Source organism: Salmonella sp. SA14318 (assembly GCF_029866905.1).
Taxonomy (GTDB): Bacteria; Pseudomonadota; Gammaproteobacteria; order Enterobacterales; family Enterobacteriaceae; genus Salmonella; species Salmonella enterica.
Window position 1 is genome coordinate 3,297,439 of the sequence record NZ_CP123282.1, and the last position, 19,090, is coordinate 3,316,528.

17 protein-coding genes are annotated in these 19,090 nt (G+C 51.1%); 5 read left to right on the forward strand and 12 right to left on the reverse strand.

Annotated elements, in window-relative coordinates; genetic code table 11:
• Positions 1-17: 17 nt before the first annotated feature.
• Genes allD through allE form a run of 3 tightly spaced genes read left to right on the forward strand, consistent with a single transcriptional unit; the run spans position 18 to position 3,120 of the window.
• The gene (gene allD / locus QEN32_RS15890) at positions 18-1,067 is read left to right on the forward strand and encodes an ureidoglycolate dehydrogenase (protein WP_000703936.1); all 1,050 of its coding nucleotides are present in this window, start codon (positions 18-20) and stop codon (positions 1,065-1,067) included.
• A gap of 21 nt (positions 1,068-1,088) precedes the next feature.
• Positions 1,089-2,324: an allantoate deiminase gene (gene allC, locus QEN32_RS15895; RefSeq protein WP_000589769.1), complete on the forward strand. Its 1,236-nt coding sequence runs from the start codon at positions 1,089-1,091 to the stop codon at positions 2,322-2,324.
• 10 nt (positions 2,325-2,334) lie between these two features.
• Positions 2,335-3,120, forward strand: a complete 786-nt coding sequence (gene allE, locus QEN32_RS15900) for a (S)-ureidoglycine aminohydrolase (protein ID WP_000540985.1) — start codon at positions 2,335-2,337, stop codon at positions 3,118-3,120.
• Between the two features lie 79 nt (positions 3,121-3,199).
• On the opposite strand, the gene glxK is transcribed toward allE, so the two are convergent.
• The 10 genes from glxK to allA form a co-directional block, all read right to left on the reverse strand.
• Positions 3,200-4,348: a glycerate 3-kinase gene (gene glxK, locus QEN32_RS15905; RefSeq protein WP_108638685.1), complete on the reverse strand. Its 1,149-nt coding sequence runs from the start codon at positions 4,346-4,348 to the stop codon at positions 3,200-3,202.
• Positions 4,349-4,370: 22 nt separating this feature from the next.
• On the reverse strand, positions 4,371-5,669 hold the full coding sequence (locus QEN32_RS15910; RefSeq protein WP_197391772.1) for a uracil/xanthine transporter: 1,299 nt from the start codon (positions 5,667-5,669) through the stop codon (positions 4,371-4,373).
• Positions 5,670-5,727: 58 nt separating this feature from the next.
• Positions 5,728-7,089 (reverse strand): allantoinase AllB, encoded by a 1,362-nt coding sequence (allB, locus tag QEN32_RS15915; RefSeq protein WP_000006865.1) that lies wholly within the window; start codon positions 7,087-7,089, stop codon positions 5,728-5,730.
• A 78-nt stretch (positions 7,090-7,167) separates the two neighbouring features.
• The gene (locus tag QEN32_RS15920; RefSeq protein WP_000401069.1) at positions 7,168-8,622 is read right to left on the reverse strand and encodes a putative allantoin permease; all 1,455 of its coding nucleotides are present in this window, start codon (positions 8,620-8,622) and stop codon (positions 7,168-7,170) included.
• A gap of 95 nt (positions 8,623-8,717) precedes the next feature.
• Complete coding sequence (locus QEN32_RS15925) at positions 8,718-9,965, reverse strand: MFS transporter (protein ID WP_000005070.1); 1,248 nt, start codon at positions 9,963-9,965, stop codon at positions 8,718-8,720.
• Positions 9,966-10,030: 65 nt separating this feature from the next.
• A complete protein-coding gene (gene glxR / locus QEN32_RS15930) occupies positions 10,031-10,909 on the reverse strand; it encodes a 2-hydroxy-3-oxopropionate reductase (RefSeq protein ID WP_000765815.1) in 879 nt (292 codons plus the stop codon).
• Between the two features lie 100 nt (positions 10,910-11,009).
• Positions 11,010-11,786, reverse strand: a complete 777-nt coding sequence (gene hyi / locus QEN32_RS15935; RefSeq protein ID WP_265321887.1) for a hydroxypyruvate isomerase — start codon at positions 11,784-11,786, stop codon at positions 11,010-11,012.
• Positions 11,787-11,798: 12 nt separating this feature from the next.
• Positions 11,799-13,580 carry a glyoxylate carboligase gene (gene gcl, locus QEN32_RS15940; protein WP_001096868.1) on the reverse strand — a complete coding sequence of 594 codons (1,782 nt, stop codon included), beginning with the start codon at positions 13,578-13,580 and terminating at the stop codon, positions 11,799-11,801.
• A gap of 84 nt (positions 13,581-13,664) precedes the next feature.
• On the reverse strand, positions 13,665-14,483 hold the full coding sequence (gene allR / locus QEN32_RS15945) for an HTH-type transcriptional repressor AllR (protein ID WP_000141265.1): 819 nt from the start codon (positions 14,481-14,483) through the stop codon (positions 13,665-13,667).
• Positions 14,484-14,561: 78 nt separating this feature from the next.
• Positions 14,562-15,044 (reverse strand): ureidoglycolate lyase, encoded by a 483-nt coding sequence (allA, locus tag QEN32_RS15950; RefSeq protein WP_000764659.1) that lies wholly within the window; start codon positions 15,042-15,044, stop codon positions 14,562-14,564.
• Between the two features lie 226 nt (positions 15,045-15,270).
• On the opposite strand from allA, the gene allS reads away from it, so the two are divergent.
• Together allS and mnmH are read left to right on the forward strand one after the other, a co-directional pair.
• Positions 15,271-16,197, forward strand: a complete 927-nt coding sequence (gene allS, locus QEN32_RS15955) for an HTH-type transcriptional activator AllS (RefSeq protein ID WP_000460169.1) — start codon at positions 15,271-15,273, stop codon at positions 16,195-16,197.
• 69 nt (positions 16,198-16,266) lie between these two features.
• Positions 16,267-17,361, forward strand: coding sequence for a tRNA 2-selenouridine(34) synthase MnmH (mnmH, locus tag QEN32_RS15960; RefSeq protein WP_265321886.1), 1,095 nt, complete (start codon positions 16,267-16,269; stop codon positions 17,359-17,361).
• Between the two features lie 28 nt (positions 17,362-17,389).
• On the opposite strand, the gene QEN32_RS15965 is transcribed toward mnmH, so the two are convergent.
• Positions 17,390-18,049, reverse strand: a complete 660-nt coding sequence (locus QEN32_RS15965; RefSeq protein WP_000342247.1) for a methionine ABC transporter permease — start codon at positions 18,047-18,049, stop codon at positions 17,390-17,392.
• On the reverse strand, positions 18,042-19,058 hold the full coding sequence (gene sfbB / locus QEN32_RS15970) for a virulence-associated ABC transporter ATP-binding protein SfbB (RefSeq protein WP_000569660.1): 1,017 nt from the start codon (positions 19,056-19,058) through the stop codon (positions 18,042-18,044). The genes QEN32_RS15965 and sfbB overlap by 8 nt, the downstream gene beginning before the upstream one ends.
• Between the last annotated feature and the right edge of the window lie 32 nt (positions 19,059-19,090).

Below are 19,090 nucleotides of genomic sequence, written 5' to 3' on the forward strand. Positions count from 1 at the left end.
GTTAAAAAGGAAGACAGATGAAAATCAGTCGGGAAACACTCCATCAGCTTATCGAAAATAAGCTTTATAAAGCCGGACTAAAACGTGAGCACGCCGCCATCGTCGCCGACGTACTGGTTTATGCAGATGCCAGAGGTATTCACTCACATGGCGCCGTACGCGTTGAATATTATGCCGAACGAATTTCAAAAGGCGGCACCAACCGGGAGCCGACGTTCCGCATTGAGAATACCGGTCCCTGTACGGCGATACTGCATGCCGATAATGCTGCCGGACAGGTCGCAGCCAAAATGGGAATGGAGCATGCTATTGAAATAGCCAAAAAAAATGGCGTCGCGGTTGTCGGCATTAGCAGAATGGGCCATAGCGGCGCCATCTCTTATTTCGTCCGCCAGGCTGCTCGCGAAGGCCTGATTGGTCTGTCTATCTGTCAGTCCGATCCTATGGTCGTGCCGTTTGGCGGGGCGGATATTTACTATGGCACTAATCCGCTGGCCTTTGCCGCGCCGGGCGAAGGCGATGACATCATTACCTTTGATATGGCCACCACCGTGCAGGCCTGGGGAAAAGTCCTCGATGCACGGTCCCGCAATGAGTCCATTCCGGAGAGTTGGGCCGTTGATAAAAACGGCGCGCCGACACATGATCCTTTTGCCGTCAATGCGTTATTACCCGCCGCAGGCCCGAAAGGTTACGGCCTGATGATGATGATCGATATTTTGTCCGGCATTCTGCTGGGGCTGCCGTTTGGCCGCCAGGTCAGTTCGATGTATGAAGATTTACACGCCGGACGCAATTTAGGACAACTTCATCTGGTCATTAATCCGGCGTTCTTTTCTTCCTGTGAATTATTCCGCAAACATATTAGTCAGACCATGCAGGAACTCAATTCCGTGAAGCCCGCCCCCGGTTTTAAACAGGTTTATTATCCTGGACAGGATCAGGATATTAAACAGAAAAATGCCGATATGAATGGTATCGATATTGTTGATGATATTTATCAATATCTGATTTCCGATGCCCTCTATCTCAAGTCATACGAAACAAAAAATCCCTTTGCCCAATAATTATTGAAACAGGAATTTTCTATGATAAAGCATTTTCGCCACGCGATAGAAGAAACATTGCCCTGGCTCTCTTCCATTGGAGCCGATCCTACGGGTGGAATGACGCGTTTACTTTATTCGCCTGAGTGGCTGGAAACACAGCAGCAGTTTAAAAAGCGAATGGCAGAAAGCGGTCTGGAGACACGCTTTGATGACGTCGGAAATTTATATGGCCGCCTTTGCGGCACACAATTTCCGGAGCAGGTGATTTTAAGCGGTTCGCATATTGATACGGTCGTCAACGGCGGCAATCTGGACGGGCAATTCGGCGCGCTTGCCGCCTGGCTGGCGCTCGACTGGCTAAAAGCGACCTACGGCGCGCCGCTGCGCACCGTCGAGGTAGTATCAATGGCTGAGGAAGAAGGCAGCCGTTTCCCTTACGTTTTTTGGGGCAGCAAGAACATTTTTGGCCTGGCGAATCCTGAAGAGGTACGCCATATCCAGGACGCCAAAGGCACAGGCTTTGTCGACGCTATGCAGGCGTGCGGATTTACCCTTCCCGCCGCGCCGCTCGCCGCGCGAACCGATATCCGCGCCTTTGTTGAATTGCATATTGAGCAAGGCTGCGTTCTGGAGAGCAACGGACAGTCGATTGGCGTCGTCAACGCCATCGTCGGGCAACGTCGCTACACGGTGACGCTCAACGGCGAGTCCAACCATGCAGGCACAACGCCAATGGGCTATCGTCGCGATACGGTGCATGCCTTCAGTCGTATTTGCAGTCAGTCCATTGAAAAAGCCAAACAGCATGGCGATCCCCTGGTATTAACGTTCGGCAAAGTTGAGCCGCAGCCGAATACGGTCAATGTTGTCCCTGGGAAAACCACATTTACAATCGATTGCCGGCATACGGACGCCGCGGTACTTCGCGAATTTACCGAACAGTTGGAAAACGATATGCGCGCCATCTGCGATGAAATGGATATCAGCATCGATATCGATTTGTGGATGGACGAAGCGCCGGTGCCGATGAACGCCGAACTGGTCGCGGCCCTCACCAGGCTGTGTGAAACCGAACAACTGAACTATCGCATAATGCATAGCGGCGCAGGTCATGACGCGCAAATTTTCGCGCCGCGCGTCCCTACCTGTATGATTTTCGTCCCCAGCATTAATGGTATCAGCCATAACCCGGCGGAACGTACCAACATTAATGATCTTGCTGAAGGGGTCAAAACTCTGGCATTAATGCTGCATCAACTTGCCTGGCAAAAATAAGGAGCCATCAATGGGATATCTGAATAACGTCACGGGTTACCGCGATGATTTACTGGCGAACCGCGCCATTGTAAAACACGGTAACTATGCGCTCTTAACGCCGGACGGTCTGGTGAAAAATATTATTCCCGGCTTTGAAAACTGTGACGTCACCATCCTTTCGACGCCGAAGCTGGGTGCTTCTTTCGTCGATTATCTGGTTACCTTACATCAGAATGGCGGCAACCAGCAGGGCTTTGGCGGCGAGGGGATTGAAACTTTTCTCTATGTCATTACGGGAAATATTGAAGCTAAAGCAGAAGGAAAAACATTCTCTTTAACTCAGGGCGGATACCTCTATTGTCCACCGGGCGAGATGATGACCTTTAGCAACGCTCAAACGGAAGACAGCCAGCTATTTTTATATAAACGCCGCTATACTCCTGTCGAGGGGCATGCCCCGTGGTTGGTTTCCGGCAATGCCAGCCAGCTGGAGCGTATTCATTATGAAGGCATGGAAGATGTTATTCTGCTGGATTTCCTGCCTAAAGAGCTGGGCTTCGATATGAATATGCATATTCTGTCTTTCGAACCGGGCGCCAGCCACGGCTATATTGAAACCCACGTCCAGGAACATGGCGCTTATATCCTTTCCGGCCAGGGGGTTTATAACCTCGACAACAACTGGGTGCCGGTGAAAAAAGGCGACTACATCTTCATGGGCGCTTATTCCCTGCAGGCCGGATACGGTGTAGGTCGTGGCGAAGCATTCAGCTACATCTACTCCAAAGACTGTAACCGCGACGTTATGATTTAACGGCGGACAGCCCTCCTGATTATTTTTAATTTAGCTATGTTGGATTTTGCCACGGTGAGAACCGTGGCTTTTTTTATGCTTAACGAGTCCCGATATTCTGGCCAAGTTTGATGACGCGGGCAATATTACAGGCGCTGTGGTAGAGATTTTGTTCACCGTTCGCCAGAACTTCCGGCAAAGGCGCCAGCCGCGGCAAAATACTGAATACGGCATCAATACCGTGGCGATGGACCACTTCCACGCCGTCGCCCAGTACGCCGGCAATGCCGATAACCGGGACATGATGCCGTTTCGCTACTGACGCGACGCCTATCGGCGCTTTTCCTCCCGCCGTTTGCGAGTCGATTCGCCCTTCTCCGGTAATCACCAGCGAAGCCTCTTTTACCGCCTCCTCCAGCTTCACCGCCTGCATAACAATCTCAATACCGGGCTTCATTTCCGCTTCCAGAAAGACGATAGCGGCAATCCCCATTCCTCCGGCCGCGCCACCGCCCGGTATTTGAGACATGTCGCGTCCAGTCAGGGCATGTAAGACACGGGCATAATTACGCAATCCATTTTCCAGCGTCTCGACCATTTCAGGCGTCGCCCCTTTCTGCGGACCGAATACCGCCGCCGCGCCGCGTGGCCCCACCAACGGGTTATCAACATCACAGGCGACCTCAATACGACACTCTGAAATTCGCGGATCGCACCCCTGCAGGTCAATGCTCGCCAGGCGCGATAAATTGCCGCCTCCGGCGTCAAGCGGCGCTCCCTGCGCGTCCAGAAAACGCACACCGAGCGCCTGCGCTACTCCCATTCCGCCATCCACCGTGGCGCTGCCGCCGATACCCAGAATAATATGGCGAATCCCCGCGTCCAGGGCGTGACGAATCAATTCGCCGGTGCCGAAACTGGATGCCAGCAGCGGATTACGCGCCTCTGGCGCCACCAGCATCAATCCGCTCGCCGCCGCCATTTCAATAATCGCCGTTTTGCCGTCGCCGGTCAGGCCATAAAATCCGTTTACTTTTTCCCCCATCGGCCCGCTAACGTCCACAGAAACCCGTTTCCCGCCGGTCGCAGCCACCATCGCGTCCACGGTTCCTTCTCCACCATCGGCGATCGGTAAACAGACATAGCGCGCATCAGGAAATACGGTTGAAAATCCCGCTTTAATAGCCTGACAGCATTTATCAGCGCTTAAGCTCTCTTTAAATGAATCTGGCGCAATTACAATCTTCATCATGTCTCCTTGTTTTCTCATGTTATTTAATGCGTTCCCACGGAATAAGATTTTCCATAAGCACTGCCAGTAAGATTCCCACCAGTAATCCGTTGCTAAGCAAAGGACGAATCATCAGTGGAAGATCCTGTAAATAGACCGGAGGAAGCCCCATCAAAAAAATGCCGACAAAAAGCGGTAATGCCAGGCGATAAATATTCCGCGCGGTAAACGTAATTTGCTGGCTAAAAACCAAACCGGAATAAAGTAAAGGTAAATAAGAGACCAGCATAACGGCGCTGCTGATCGCCAGTGGAATAGCGCAAAATAAGCGGGTTAACGGCGTTATAATGGCAACCAGCAGACACAGCGCGCTACCGCAGATAAAGGATTTGCGAGAACTGTCGCCGGTTTGCGTTAATAAACCAATGGAAGATACAAAAGGCGAAAAAGGCACGACCGCGAAAGGCACCGTCACTAACGTCATCAGTCCGGAAATCATAAAGCTTCGGCGATAACGAGAACTGCCCGACCCTTGATGCAGATAAAAGATATCGGTACCGCGGATGGCGCCGTAAGTGTTGCTGATGTTGACTAACCCCGTCATCACCGCCGTCACAATAATACCCGGCATCAGCGTGCCGTGGCTGCCCAGCGGAAACCATCGCCAGCTTAATTCACCCGGCGGTAAGTGTGATGAAGGAAAGCATAACTGCCATAGCCCCCACCCGACCACGGTCCCTACCAGTAACGCGTAACGGGAGATACGCTGCTGCAGGAAAATAATCATCGCGAGGATAAAACACATCACCGCGACCGCCAGCCCAAAGGGGGCCAATTTGATTCTGGCGCTGGTATCGGCAATGCCAAAAGGCAGCCCCAGCATGCCTTTAAAAAATATTGAGGTCAGCTGCGCGCCCAAAAGCAGCATGAAAAAAACCATTACCGCCGGCGTAAACAGGCGAGCCAGACGGTGTCCTAAGCCGCTAATGCCGATAAATATCGTCACCATCGCGGAGATCGCGATCCCGACCGACAGGCTGGAGGCGATATCGTTCAGCGGCGTGCCGCGAGACGCCTCGCCAAGCGTAATCGTAAGAATTGCGCCCCACCACAGCCCTGTCGGCCCTTCCATAATGGCCCGGCGATGGCCGCAAAATGCCTGAACCAGGCAGGCCAACGCGGTGGTTAAAAAAGCGTATTGTGTGAGCATTAACAGGTTATCAGCGGGAAGATGAAAAGCGGACAGCAAGGTAGGGGGAACCACAACCGTGTTACAGAAAATAAAGAAAAACCACTGAAAGCCGGACAACACACTTTCGCGGTTAATAACAGGGAACATATCCACACCTTAAAATAGAGAATGCCCGTCGTGACGACGGGCATTAAATCACACCGGATTACTGCTGATGTTTAAGGATAAACTGACCTTTTGGCGGCACAGGGAAGCCATGCTCGATGTCATAAATAACATCGCCGCGCAAAATCGTTTTGGTAATACGCGCGCCAATAGTACGGCCAACATACGGACTGACTTTATGGCGATATTCCAGATCTTCATTTTTCAGAACATAGCTGCTGTCAGGCTGAATAAAGACCAGGTCAGCATCTTTGCCGGGGGCAATACGTCCTTTATGTTTCAGACCAAAAATATCGGCGGCGTTGGTCGCCATTAATTTGCCAAACATCGGCAACGACATACCGCGTTTTTGCACCGCTTCATCAAACATGACGTCCATGCAGTTTTGCAGTCCGGCAATTCCGCCCCATGCTTGCATGATATTGCCTGCTTTCATTTCCGGAGGGCATGGAGAGTGGTCGGATACCAGGCAGTCGATTTCGCCGTTAAACAGTTTTTCCCACATCCCTTTCTGGTTTTCCTGGTCGCGAATTGGCGGAGAACATTTTGCCAGGGTGCCAATCTCTTCGAACTGATCGGTATCGAGGACAAAATAGTGCGGGCACGATTCACAGGTGACATCCTGACCTTCCTGACGCGCGCGCGTTACTTCCTCTACCCCCTCCGGGCTGCTGATATGGCAAACGTGCAGACGGCAACCTGCCGCTTTCGCCAGATACAGCACGCGACGAATGGCTTCCACTTCAGTAAATACCGGACGTGAGGCGACATAATCATGCGCCGTTACGCGTCCTTCGCGTTTAGCTTCCTCGCCCAGCTCATCGCAAATCAGAGCATTTTCGCAATGTACCAGTACCGTCTGGTCCATTTCCCCCAGTTTTTGCGCGCCTTTGTAAAACTGCCAGTCATTAACGTCGCGAAAATCATTATCGATGCCACGATCGCCGCAGGTGGCGACAAAGCACTTGAAGCCGACAACGCCCACTTCGTCCAGCTCATGAAGCCGATCCAGGTTATAAGAAACCAAACCGCCCAACTGCGCGGCGTCGATGGTCAATTTACCTTTTGCCGCGTCAAACTTGAGTTCAATCGTCTCACGATCGACCGTCGCCGGCAGCTGATTGAGCGGCATCTCAATCATCGTGGTAATACCGCCTTTCGCCGCCGCGCGGGTACCGGTTTCATAGCCTTCCCAGTGGGTACGGCCCGGTTCAGAAATGTGGGTATGCGCGTCAACCATGCCCGGCGAAACGATCAATCCCGTCGCATCCAGCACATTTTTCGCTTCCCCCAGGTTCTCGCCAATCGCGGCGATTTTTCCGCCCTGGACGGCGATATCGATAACTCTCGCTTCGTTTTCTAAGATGACAGTACCGTTCTTAATAATTAAATCAAAAGACATAACAAACTCCTTGTATGGATACAGATAGTTTTTAAATAGCGCACACTTCATTAAATACGCTTAATGCTTTTTCAATATTTAACCTACGAGTTTTTGCTCTCCTGTATTTTCAAAACGCGTGCGTTTCTTCAATAGCGCATAAACAACGAACGCAACTATTACGCCTACAAACCAGGACACGCGGGATAAAGGCTCCATAAATGGTATAAACTTGCCGCCTAATGACAGAATGACTGCTACCAGGGTGACTGAAAATGCAGTCAGGTTAAATCCATTATCATAATATTTGTAATCACCGCTGGCGGTGTACAGCTCATCAAGATTAATTTTTCCACGCATTACCACAAAATAATGAGCTAACATTACGCCGATTACCGGGCCAAGCATACCGCCGATAATATCGAGGAACAGATAAATACTGTCCTGATTCTCCATTAATTTCCATGGGCAAATCAGTAGACTGATAATACTGGCAATCATTACGCCATTTTTATAGTTAAGCTTTGTCGGGGCAAGCGCCGCAATTTGATACCCCGCAGGTATAATATTACCGGTGGCGTTGGTTGAAATTGTCGTCATCAGAATCACCAGCACCGCAAAGAATGAAGCAAACAGACTGTCCCAGCGTTGCACAATATCCAGCACGTTCCAGGTATCCATACCATAATGAATACTGGCTCCGGCAATAATGCACACGCTGGCTACGGCGAATAATATATACGCTACGATAAGCCCCAATGTTTGTCCCAATGCCTGAGCGCGAAATGAATGCGCGTTTTGCGTGAAATCGGACGCGCTCACCGCTGGCGCTGCCCAGACGGCGACTACGGCGTTAATCACCACCAGGAACAGAAAGCCGCTGTGCTCTGCTTTTTGCACGCCTGAAGGCAGATAGTCCAGAATCGGGCCAATGCCGACCAGCGATATTGCCCAAATAGCCATGCCGCCAAAGACAATGTAAATACATGGATTGAGGATAGCGGTAAATTTATTTAATACTTTACCACCGCCAAAACCGATGCCAACGTTAATAATCCAAAAAATTAGAAAAGTAATTAGTCCTGGCAGTGAAAGACCCAGCAGCTTGAAATCTCCGCCTAATGTCAGAAATCCTGGCCAGATCTTCCCAATCAAAATAAGAAATGCCAGCGATCCCGCGTAACACTGTAAGCCGAACCACATAATTGCCGCGATTCCCCCTCGCAATAATCCAGGGAATAGCGCGCCGCGGACGCCGTAAGAACCTCGCAATATCATAGCAAAAGGAACGCCATATTTGCTGCCTGCTGCGCCATTCATTACCATCGCCGCCGCAATAAATAATGCGCTGATAATAATGGCCAACATGATATTAAATGTTGATAGCCCCAGTATAAAAAAACCGCCGACCATAACGTAATTTGGCACGTTATGTACAGATCCCATCCATAAGGTGAAATAGTTAAATGCCTTCCAGTTTCGTTGGGTTTCTGTTTTAGGTAATAAGTCTTCGCTATAACCGCGCTGCTGGTATAGCTCTCTTTGATGTTCCATAAATCCCTCTTTTCACGCATCGGATAACGTTGTTATGGGTTTAGCTATGAGGAACAAATAAATATAAAATAAAGAATTAGTAGATATAATTATTTTTAAGCTGAAGCAATACGTTGCGTCGCTTTCTTTTTATATAAAGTGACGACAGCAAAGATCAGCGTTCCGGTGACCACTAAACATGCTGAAATCACAAAACTGATCTCTTTCGACCCCGTTACATCCGAAATAAATCCGGTCAACGTTGGGGCGACAACCGCCGAGCTCATGCCAAAGAAATTAAAAAGGCTGAAAGCTCTTCCCAGACTTTTTGCCGAAGCCTGTTCAGATACAAAGGAGATCAGGATCGGGTCTACTGCCATTTTCCCCAGCAAGCCGTATAGCGTCAGACTGACCATCAGCATCGTGGTATTCGGGGACAAAACCGTAAACGCCAACATTGCTGCCGCCACAATTTCCAGACCGAGAATAACCTTAACTTTACTGTTACGGAATTTATCTGACAGATGGCTAAAAAATAACGCCCCCGGTACGCCAACCACCGCTACCAGCGCTGATGCCAGCCCGATAGCTCCGCCATCAAATCCTCTTTCAGTCTGTAGATAAGAGGGCAGCCAGGTCACTATCAAATAATAACCGTAGCAGGTACAGAAATAGAGGAAGTAAACGCTACACAATAAACCAGAGAATAAAGGCGCGCGTTTCTCATCTTCCGTAACGGTTTGGGTTTGCTTTTCCGCTTGCGCAGAGTCGCTTTTGGCTTTACCGCGAATGATCAGCGTAAAGACGCACAGCATGATTACTAATATCGCGGCCACGATATACAGTACATTCTGCCAGGCCATGCTCATGTTTTTTACTAATACGCTGGAACCGATTAAGCCAATCCCCATCCCTATAGCCGACCCGCTGTTGATAATCGCGTTGGCTAATGCCCGACGGGCCTGCGGCACGTTTGCCGAAGAGAGTGAATAAGCCGAGCTAAAGAAAGAAGCGCATCCGCCACCTGCCATTAGCGACCCTATATAGATCATGGTCAGGCCATTGGCTTTCGCGATACAGAGTGTACCAATAATAAAAAGCGTAAATCCGGCCATCAGCATGATTTTTTGACCGAATTTATCGACCAATATTCCGCAAGGGATTTGCATACTGCAGTAAGCAAAAAAGTAAAAACTTGCAATGGCGCCTATTTCTGCATTACTTACATTGTCTAAAGATGCCTGAATTTCTGGATAAATTGGCGTAAGCACGGTGCGATAGATCCAAATCGCTACCCAGCCCAGACTCATTACGACAACAATTTGTTTCCAGTAATCAATCCCGGATTTTTTAGTTTCACTCATGTTCTTCACCTTTACAGAGTGTTCCTTGTGAACAGGTATCGCTGCAGCCGCAGCGATACACATAATTAGGACAATTTATGATTAGCCATTAATTCCAGCGCCTGTACCATTGCCGAATGATCAAGCTGGCTCCCGCCATTTGCCGCACAGGTATTGAATAATTCCTGGCAGGTCGCCGTATTCGGTAAATTCAGCGCCAGCGCTTTTGCGCTTTGCAATGCAAGATTAAGGTCTTTCTGATGAAGCGCGATTTTGAAACCAGGCTCGAACGTCCGGTTGATCATCCGCTCGCCGTGAACTTCCAGAATGCGTGAAGAGGCGAACCCGCCCATTAACGCCTGGCGCACGCGTACCGGATCGGCACCTGCTTTTGAAGCAAACACTAAGGCTTCAGAAACCGCTTCAATATTCAGCGCAACAATAATTTGGTTAGCCACCTTACAGGTTTGCCCATCCCCATTGCCGCCCACCAGGGTGATATTTTTTCCCAGGATGTCAAAGAGCGGTTTAACGCGGTCAAAGACTTTCTGCTCGCCGCCGACCATAATCGACAGAGTGCCTTCACGCGCCCCGATTTCTCCCCCGGAAACCGGGGCATCCAGGTAATCAGCGCCCATTTCATTAACGCGCTGGGCAAAACGTTTGGTTTCGATAGGAGAAATAGAACTCATATCGACGATGGTTTTTCCTTGAAGCGATGTTTTAGCGCAACCGTGTTCGCCAAATAACACCTCTTCAACCTGCGGCGTATCCGGCACCATTATGAAGATAATGTCTGCAAATTCAGTTACCTGACGTGCAGTCTCAACATTTACCGCCCCCAGCGAGAGCAGTTCGTCCGCGACCGGACCAATAGTCGTAACGTGTAATTGATGACCGGCGCGTGCCAAATTGATAGCCATTGGCGAGCCCATAATTCCCAGGCCAATAAATCCCAGTTTCATATACAACCTCTTTTATTGCTTTCGGTGTTTCCAGATTCAGGCAACACAATCCCCTTCCAACACAGTGGAAAAAAAAGCGCTGCCCGAATTATTCTGCGTTTTAACGGTACTGATTAATCCACGATAATCCCGCTTCCGTGGTAGTCAGTGGTTTATATTCACAGCCAACCCAGCCATCATAACCAGACTGTTTAATGACATGAAAAATAAAGTCATAATTAATTTCCCCGGTCCCCGGCTCGCCGCGGCGCGGGTTATCAGCAATCTGTAAATGGCCTATTTTATCGGCCCATGCCGTCATGGTTTGCGTTAATTCCCCTTCCATGCGTTGCATGTGATAAATATCATACTGAATTTTGATATTATCGCTGCCGATATCCTTAATTAATGCTAATGCCTGTTGAGTGCCGGTGAGATGGAATCCCGGCATATCAAAGTGATTAATAGGTTCGATAAGTAATAAAATGTCTTCTTTCGCCAGCATATTTGCCGCATAGCGCAGGTTTTCGACCAACGTGTCGTGGATCTCCGTTGCGGAGAATCCTGACGGCGTTTTACCCACCAGACAATTTATTTTCTTATTACCTAACGCACGTGCATAGCGGATTGCGGCCGCTACGCCATCGCGAAACTCTTCTTCGCGCCCAGGAATACAGGCAATTCCACGTTCGCCAGCCGCCCAGTCGCCAGCCGGTAAATTATGTAACGTATGTTCCAGATTATTATCCCTGAGCTTACGTTTTAACACTTCGATGTCGTTATCGTAGGGAAACATGAATTCCACGCCGCGAAATCCCGACAACGCCGCTTTATCAAAGCGTTCCAGGAAATCATATTCCGTAAACAGCATAGAAAGATTGGCAGAGAAACGTAACATCGATTACCTCCCTTACTCATATTTCATAAAACAGGTTTCTGTTGGCGCATCTTTCGCACTATCCGCAACCTCTTCAAACTCGGTTACGTTATCCAGTTCGCTGCCCATGGAAATATTGGTTACGCGTTCCAGAATGACTTCCACCACCACCGGAACGCGATATTGCGCCATTAGCGCTTTGGCTTGTTCAAATGCAGGCGCAATATCTTCCGGTTTAAAGACACGAATTGCTTTACAGCCTAACCCTTCCGCCACTTTTACATGGTCAACGCCATAGCCATTCACTTCGCTGGAGTTGATATTTTCAAAGGCGAGCTGTACGCAGTAGTCCATGTCAAATGCGCGTTGCGACTGGCGAATCAGGCCAAGATAAGCGTTGTTAACCAGCACATGGATATACGGAATGTTAAACTGCGCGCCGACGGCTAACTCTTCAATCAGGAACTGGAAGTCGAAATCGCCGGAAATCGCCACCACATTGCGTTGCGGATCGGCAGCACAAACCCCTAATGCCGCCGGGATTGTCCAGCCAAGAGGCCCCGCCTGGCCGCAGTTGATCCAGTGTCTGTCTTTAAACACATGCAGCATCTGCGCTGCCGCGATTTGCGACAATCCAATGGTGGTGACATAGCACACATCGCGACCAAAGGCTTTGTTCATCTCTTCATAGACGCGCTGCGGCTTCACTGGCACGTTGTCAAAGTGGGTTTTACGCAGCAAAGTCCGTTTACGCTGCTGGCATTCGTCCACCCAGGTTTTCCGGCATGGCAAACGCCCCGCTTTTTGCATCTCCTGCGCGACATCGATCAGCAACGTTAGCGCCGCTTTGGCGTCCGAAACGATGCCCAGATCCGGACACAACACGCGGCCAATTTGTGTTGGTTCAATATCGATATGGATGATTTTTCGCCCCTGAGTATATTTCTCAACGGACCCCGTATGACGGTTGGCGAAACGGTTACCGATGCCAAAAACCATATCAGATGCCAGCAGAGTGGCGTTGCCGTAGCGGTGTGCCGTTTGCAGGCCGACCATCCCCGCCATTAAGGGGTGATCGTCCGGGATACAGCCCCAGCCCATCAGAGTAGGGATCACCGGTACGCTGGTCAGTTCGGCAAACTGCTGCAGCAGTGGCGCGGCGTCGGCGTTAATAACCCCGCCGCCCGCGACAATTACCGGACGCTCGGACTGAATCAGCATCTCCAGCGCCTTTTCAATCTGTACGCGGCTGGCGGCTGGCTTATATACCGGCAACGGCTCATACATATCCGGATCGAATTCGATCTCCGCAACCTGGACATCAAACGGTAAATCAACCAGCACAGGACCTGGGCGGCCTGAGCGCATCAGATGAAAAGCCTGTTGTAATACGCGCGGCACCAGCGCCGCCTCACGAACCGTCACTGCCATCTTGCTGACTGGTTTTGCAATCGCTTCAATATCGACTGCCTGGAAATCTTCCTTGTGCAGACGCGCTCGTGGCGCCTGACCGGTAATGCATAAAATCGGGATAGAGTCGGCAGAAGCGGAATAGAGCGCGGTGATCATGTCGGTTCCCGCCGGGCCGGAAGTGCCCAGGCAGACCCCAATATTACCTGCCGCCGCACGTGTGTAGCCCTCAGCCATATGCGAAGCGCCTTCCACATGACGCGCCAGTATATGGCGAATGCCTCCATGCTTACGCATTGCAGAATAGAAGGGGTTGATTGCAGCCCCAGGAACGCCGAATGCTGTGGTGATACCTTCTTTTTCCAGCACATACATTGCCGCATCCACGGCTCTCATTTTTGCCATTTTATTGCTACCTCTTTTTATTGGAAAAAGTTTCCAACTTTTAAAAATTTTAAAAAAGTCCCGCTCCAGCGAGCGGGATGCGGCTCAGGCTACAGGGGGTTTTAGCCCAAGCGCCGTACTGATGTCTTTCGCGGTATCCCGTACCAGTTCACCCTGGCTGATAAAGCGATCTTCCGTCAGCCGGGAAGCCGGTCCCGATATTGAGATAGCGGCGACCACGCTGCCCGCATCGTCATAGATAGCGGAGGCGATACAATTCAGCCCGACAACATGTTCTTCCTGGTCAACGGTGTAGCCCTGTTCACGCGCCTGCTCCAGATTTTTAAGCAGGATAGGTAAATCCACCAGAGTGGTCGGCGTAAACCGCCGCAAACCGGTATTGACGACGATCCCCACCAGCTCTTCTTCGGTGAGCGGGTAAAGCAGCGCTTTTCCGGCGCCGGAAGCATGTAACGGCAGACGACTCCCTAAGGGCGCGCACATTCTGACCATCGATTTGCACTCCTTTTGACCGATTAACACCGCTTCATTACCGTTGCGAATCGCTACGTTGACCGTCTCGCCAGAAAGCAGCATAAGTCGGTGCATAAAGGGTCCGGCCACCGAGAGGACATCGCGATTATGAATATACGCAGAGCCCACATTAAATACGCCTAAACCAATATGCCACCAGCCAAGCTGGCTATCCTGGTACACAAAATCAGCCGCTTGCAGTACCTTTAACAGGCGAAACGTCGTAGAAAGCGGTAAATCCAGGCTGCCGGAAATATCGCTAACTGATGAACTGCCGCCGCTTCTTTCGAGATATTGCAATATCGCTATGCCCCTCTCCAGCGCCTGAGCGCCTTTCTGCGCAGTCGGCTCTGCCTGTCCTGGCCTGCCGCGTCGTCTTACTTCCGTCATATTTACGTTAACTCCGGCCCAAAATATGAGCATAAACAATGAACAATATGTTCATCTTATGCAAGAAGGCCAATAGCGTCACGCAAAACAGAGTTCATGTGTCGGGATACTTTCAACATCACAGTTATCGCTGCCACCGCGATCCACCGTCAGAAAATCGGTAACCGTCTGCCACGCAAACAGCGGGTGATGCCATACATTACGGTGATAATTGACGCCCTGCCGTCCGTTGCTAATAAACGCCCGCAGCGTGGAGAGATCGGGTTTATCATCGCCGAGCGCGACAATAACGACAAAAGCCTCGCCGTTCATCGGCACAAACGCCTGCGTACCTAAAGGATGACGTTCCAGTTCATGTACCACAATAGGCATCGCGGCCGGTTGCGCCCTGTTAATACTGATCAGCGTGCGATCCTGCTCCAGAACTTCAACCTTCGCCAGGTCGTGATATCGCTCAACTAACCCGTTGTTTATATGAAAAAAGTCACGTTCCTGCGTCTCAATAACATCGCCATAAGCGCTGAACGTCTTCTGATCTAACGGTAATACCTCAAGTTTCATTATTTTTCCCTTGTAGCTCGATTCCGTTTAACCGCGGTTTGGACTCTGTCCGGCTTCAATACCATGCAATCTAAAACCTTCGGGATTTAACATCAACATAAAAGTTGGAATATTTTTCCAAAAGTAGATTTAGACCACAAATCAAACATGGCTATTATGTAAAACTACTTAAAAATCATAGGAAAACAATTCTGGTTTTATCAGGATCGTAAGGAGGCGTCTGACGATGTTTGACCCGGAAACACTGCGTACCTTTATCAGCGTTGCCGAAACGGGGAGTTTTTCCAAAGCGGCGGAGCGCCTGTGTAAAACCACGGCAACCATTAGCTACCGCATCAAACTGTTGGAGGAAAATACCGGCGTAGGGCTGTTCTTTCGCACAACGCGAAGCGTCTCGTTGACGGCGGCGGGCTCTCACCTTCTCTCTCAGGCAAAAGACTGGCTTGCGTGGCTGGATAGCATGCCTGACGAGCTACGCCAGGTTAACGACGGCGTAGAGCGTCAGGTCAATATTGTGGTGAATAACCTGCTCTATAGCCCGCAAGCGGTCGCCAGTCTTTTATCGTGGCTTAATGCGCGTTACCCTTTCACTCAGTTTCACTTTTCCCGGCAAATTTATATGGGCGTCTGGGATTCGCTCCTGTATGAAGGTTTTTCGCTGGCGATTGGCGTAACTGGCACCGAGCCGTTGGCTAATACCTTTATGCTCGACCCTTTAGGTTCCGTACAATGGCGTTTTGTGATGTCCGCGGATCATCCTTTAGCTCACGTCAGCGGGCCTCTAACAGAAGCGCAGTTGCGCCGTTTCCCGGCAATTAATATCGAAGACAGCGCGCGTACGCTGACCAAGCGGGTAGCCTGGCGCCTTCCGGGGCAGAAGGAAATTATCGTGCCTGATATGGAAACCAAAATCGCCGCTCATCTGGCAGGCGTCGGTATCGGTTTTGTCCCGCAGCCGCTTTGTCAAACGCTGATCGACAAAAACGAACTGGTGAGCTGTACCATTCCGACGATGCGTCCCCCCTCACCGTTAAGCCTCGCCTGGCATAAATTTGGCGGAGGCAAAGCGGTAGAAGACATTGTGAAATTATTTACCCAACGGCAACCCGAAATAGCCGGTTTTTTATCCATTTTCAACACGGTACGCTGTTAAAAATCAAGCCACTTTGCGAATTGGCGCGTAAAATAGCGCAAAGGATGATTTAAGGTTACGTTTTACGTTATGCAAGACAGACAAAAAGCACAGGACTATCGCGCGCTCCTCCTTGCCGATACGCCTTTAATTGATGTACGCGCGCCGATTGAGTTTGAACAGGGCGCCATGCCGGGCGCTATCAACCTGCCATTGATGATGGATGACGAGCGGGCCGCCGTCGGCACCTGCTACAAACGTCAGGGCGCGGATGCGGCGTTAGCTCTGGGGCATCGGCTGGTTTGCGGCGCCATTCGCCAGCAGCGGCTTGAGGCCTGGAAAGCCGCGTATCAACGTTTCCCCAACGGGTATCTGTGCTGCGCGCGCGGCGGTCAGCGGTCACATATCGTACAACGTTGGCTGCAAGAAACAGGGATTGACTGCCCGCTTATTGAAGGCGGCTATAAAGCGCTGCGCCAGACAGCAATTCAGGCGACCTGGCAACTGGCACAAAAACCGATACTTTTAATTGGCGGCTGTACGGGCAGCGGCAAAACGCAACTGGTGCGACAACAGCCCAACGGCGTGGATCTGGAAGGTCTCGCGCGTCATCGCGGCTCCTCTTTTGGCCGCACGCTGAACCCCCAGCTCAGCCAGGCCAGTTTTGAAAACAAACTTGCCGTTGAATTGCTGAAAATTAACGCGCGTCAGACGCTAAAAAGGTGGGTACTGGAAGATGAAGGGCGAACGATCGGCGCCAACCATCTGCCTGAGTGTTTACGCGAAAGAATGGCGCAGGCCCCCATTGCGGTAGTGGAAGATCCGTTTGCGCTTCGTCTGGAACGACTGCGTGAAGAGTATTTCATCCGTATGCATCACGACTTCACCCACGCCTACGGCGATGAAGCCGGTTGGCAGGCGTATAGTGAATATCTTCATCATGGACTGTTCGCTATTCGCCGCCGTCTGGGGTTGCAACGCTTTGCCGAACTGACGGACACGCTGGATAGGGCGCTGGCGGAGCAATTATCCAGCGGCAGCACCGACGGCCATATGGCATGGCTGGTTCCGCTACTTAACGAATATTACGACCCGATGTATCGCTATCAACTGGAGAAAAAAGCCGCGAATATCGTTTTTCGCGGCCCATGGCAAGACGTTGCCAACTGGCTAAAAGCGCAATAGCTTATTTTTATTGCCGGCTGACGCCGGCTTAGTGTCTGTCGCGCTTGTCGGCACGTTTTGCCAGCCAGTCGCCCAGCATCTGAACGACCTGAACCAGCACAATCAACGCCACCACGGTAACAACCATCACTTCGGTTTCGTAACGGTAGTAGCCATAGCGAATCGCCAGGTCGCCTACCCCGCCGCCGCCGACAATCCCGGCCATCGCCGAGTAGCCGATTAAGCTTACCAATGTAATCGTCAGGCCGCGCAGCAGCCCTGCGCTGGCTTCCGGCAACAGTACGGTACAGATAATACGCATCGGACTAGCGCCGAATGCCAGCGCCGCCTCAATAATCCCTTTATCGACTTCACGGAGCGCGCTATCTACCAGGCGTGCATAAAACGCGATTGCGGCCACCGATAGCGGGACGGAGGCCGCAATCGGGCCAATGGTATTGCCCAGCAAAAGCTGCGTTAGCGGCAGTAACAGCACCAGTAAAATAACAAATGGCACCGAGCGGATAATATTCACCAGAACCGAGGCGACGAGATAAATAAAACGGTTCTGCCAAAACAGATGACGATCGGTGACAAAAATCAGAAAACCGAGCGGTAGACCGCCAAGAATCGCCAGCACCGTTGAAATACTCAACATCTGGAAAGTTTCATTGAACGCCAGCGTTAAATCCGGCAATAAATCATCCACGGATCACCTCCACCTGTGCGGTACGTTGACGGATATGCTCCACGGCGGCGGCCACCGCCGTTGGATTATGCGGCGCGGTTAATTGCACCACCAGAATGCCCAACGCGCGTTCGCCGATATACTCAATCTTGCCATGCAGGATATTGACCGCGACGCCAAACTTGATCGCCACCTCCGACAGTACCGGCTGCTCCGCCGAATCGCCGATAAACAAAATTTTCAGCAACTGCCCGGGCAGGTGTTCCCGTAAACGTTCCGGCAGGGTCAAATTAAGGGTATGAGACACCAGTTGCTGTGTGAAAGCGTGTTGCGGGTGGGCAAACACATCAAACACCTCGCCCGATTCCACAACCTTACCGCCCGACATCACCGCCACGCGATCGCAAATAGATTTGATCACGTTCATTTCATGGGTGATCAGTACAATAGTAATCCCGAGCTGTGCGTTGATCTGTCTGAGCAGGGCCAGAATCGTGGCGGAAGTTTCCAGATCCAGCGCGGAAGTCGGTTCGTCACACAGCAAAACATCCGGATGGTTAGCGATGGCGCGCGCTATCCCCACCCGCTGTTTTTGCCCGCCGCTGAGCTGTACTGGAAAACGGTTCGCTTTATCGGCAAGGCCCACCAGCGTTAAAATTTCCGCCACCCGTGGCGCGATTTTGCTGCGTTCCCAGCCAGCCGCTTTCAGGCTAAACGCAACGTTTTGCGCCACTGTCCGGGTATGCATTAAGTTAAAATGCTGGAAAATCATACCAATACGCTGCCGCGCCTGGCGTAACGCTTTTCCGTCCAGCGCCGAAATTTCCACGCCGTTAACGTTGACGCGCCCCTGGCTGGGACGCGTTAAGGCGTTCAGGGTACGCAGCAGAGTGCTTTTGCCTGCGCCGCTGGTACCGACAATGCCAAAAATCTCGCCCGCGGCGATATGCAGGCTCACATCATCCACCGCGCGCGTGGGGGTACCGCGACCGGCGGTAAAATCGACGCAGACTTTTTCTATTTCAATCATATTCACCTCAGAAATTGGGGATGGCCACCGCT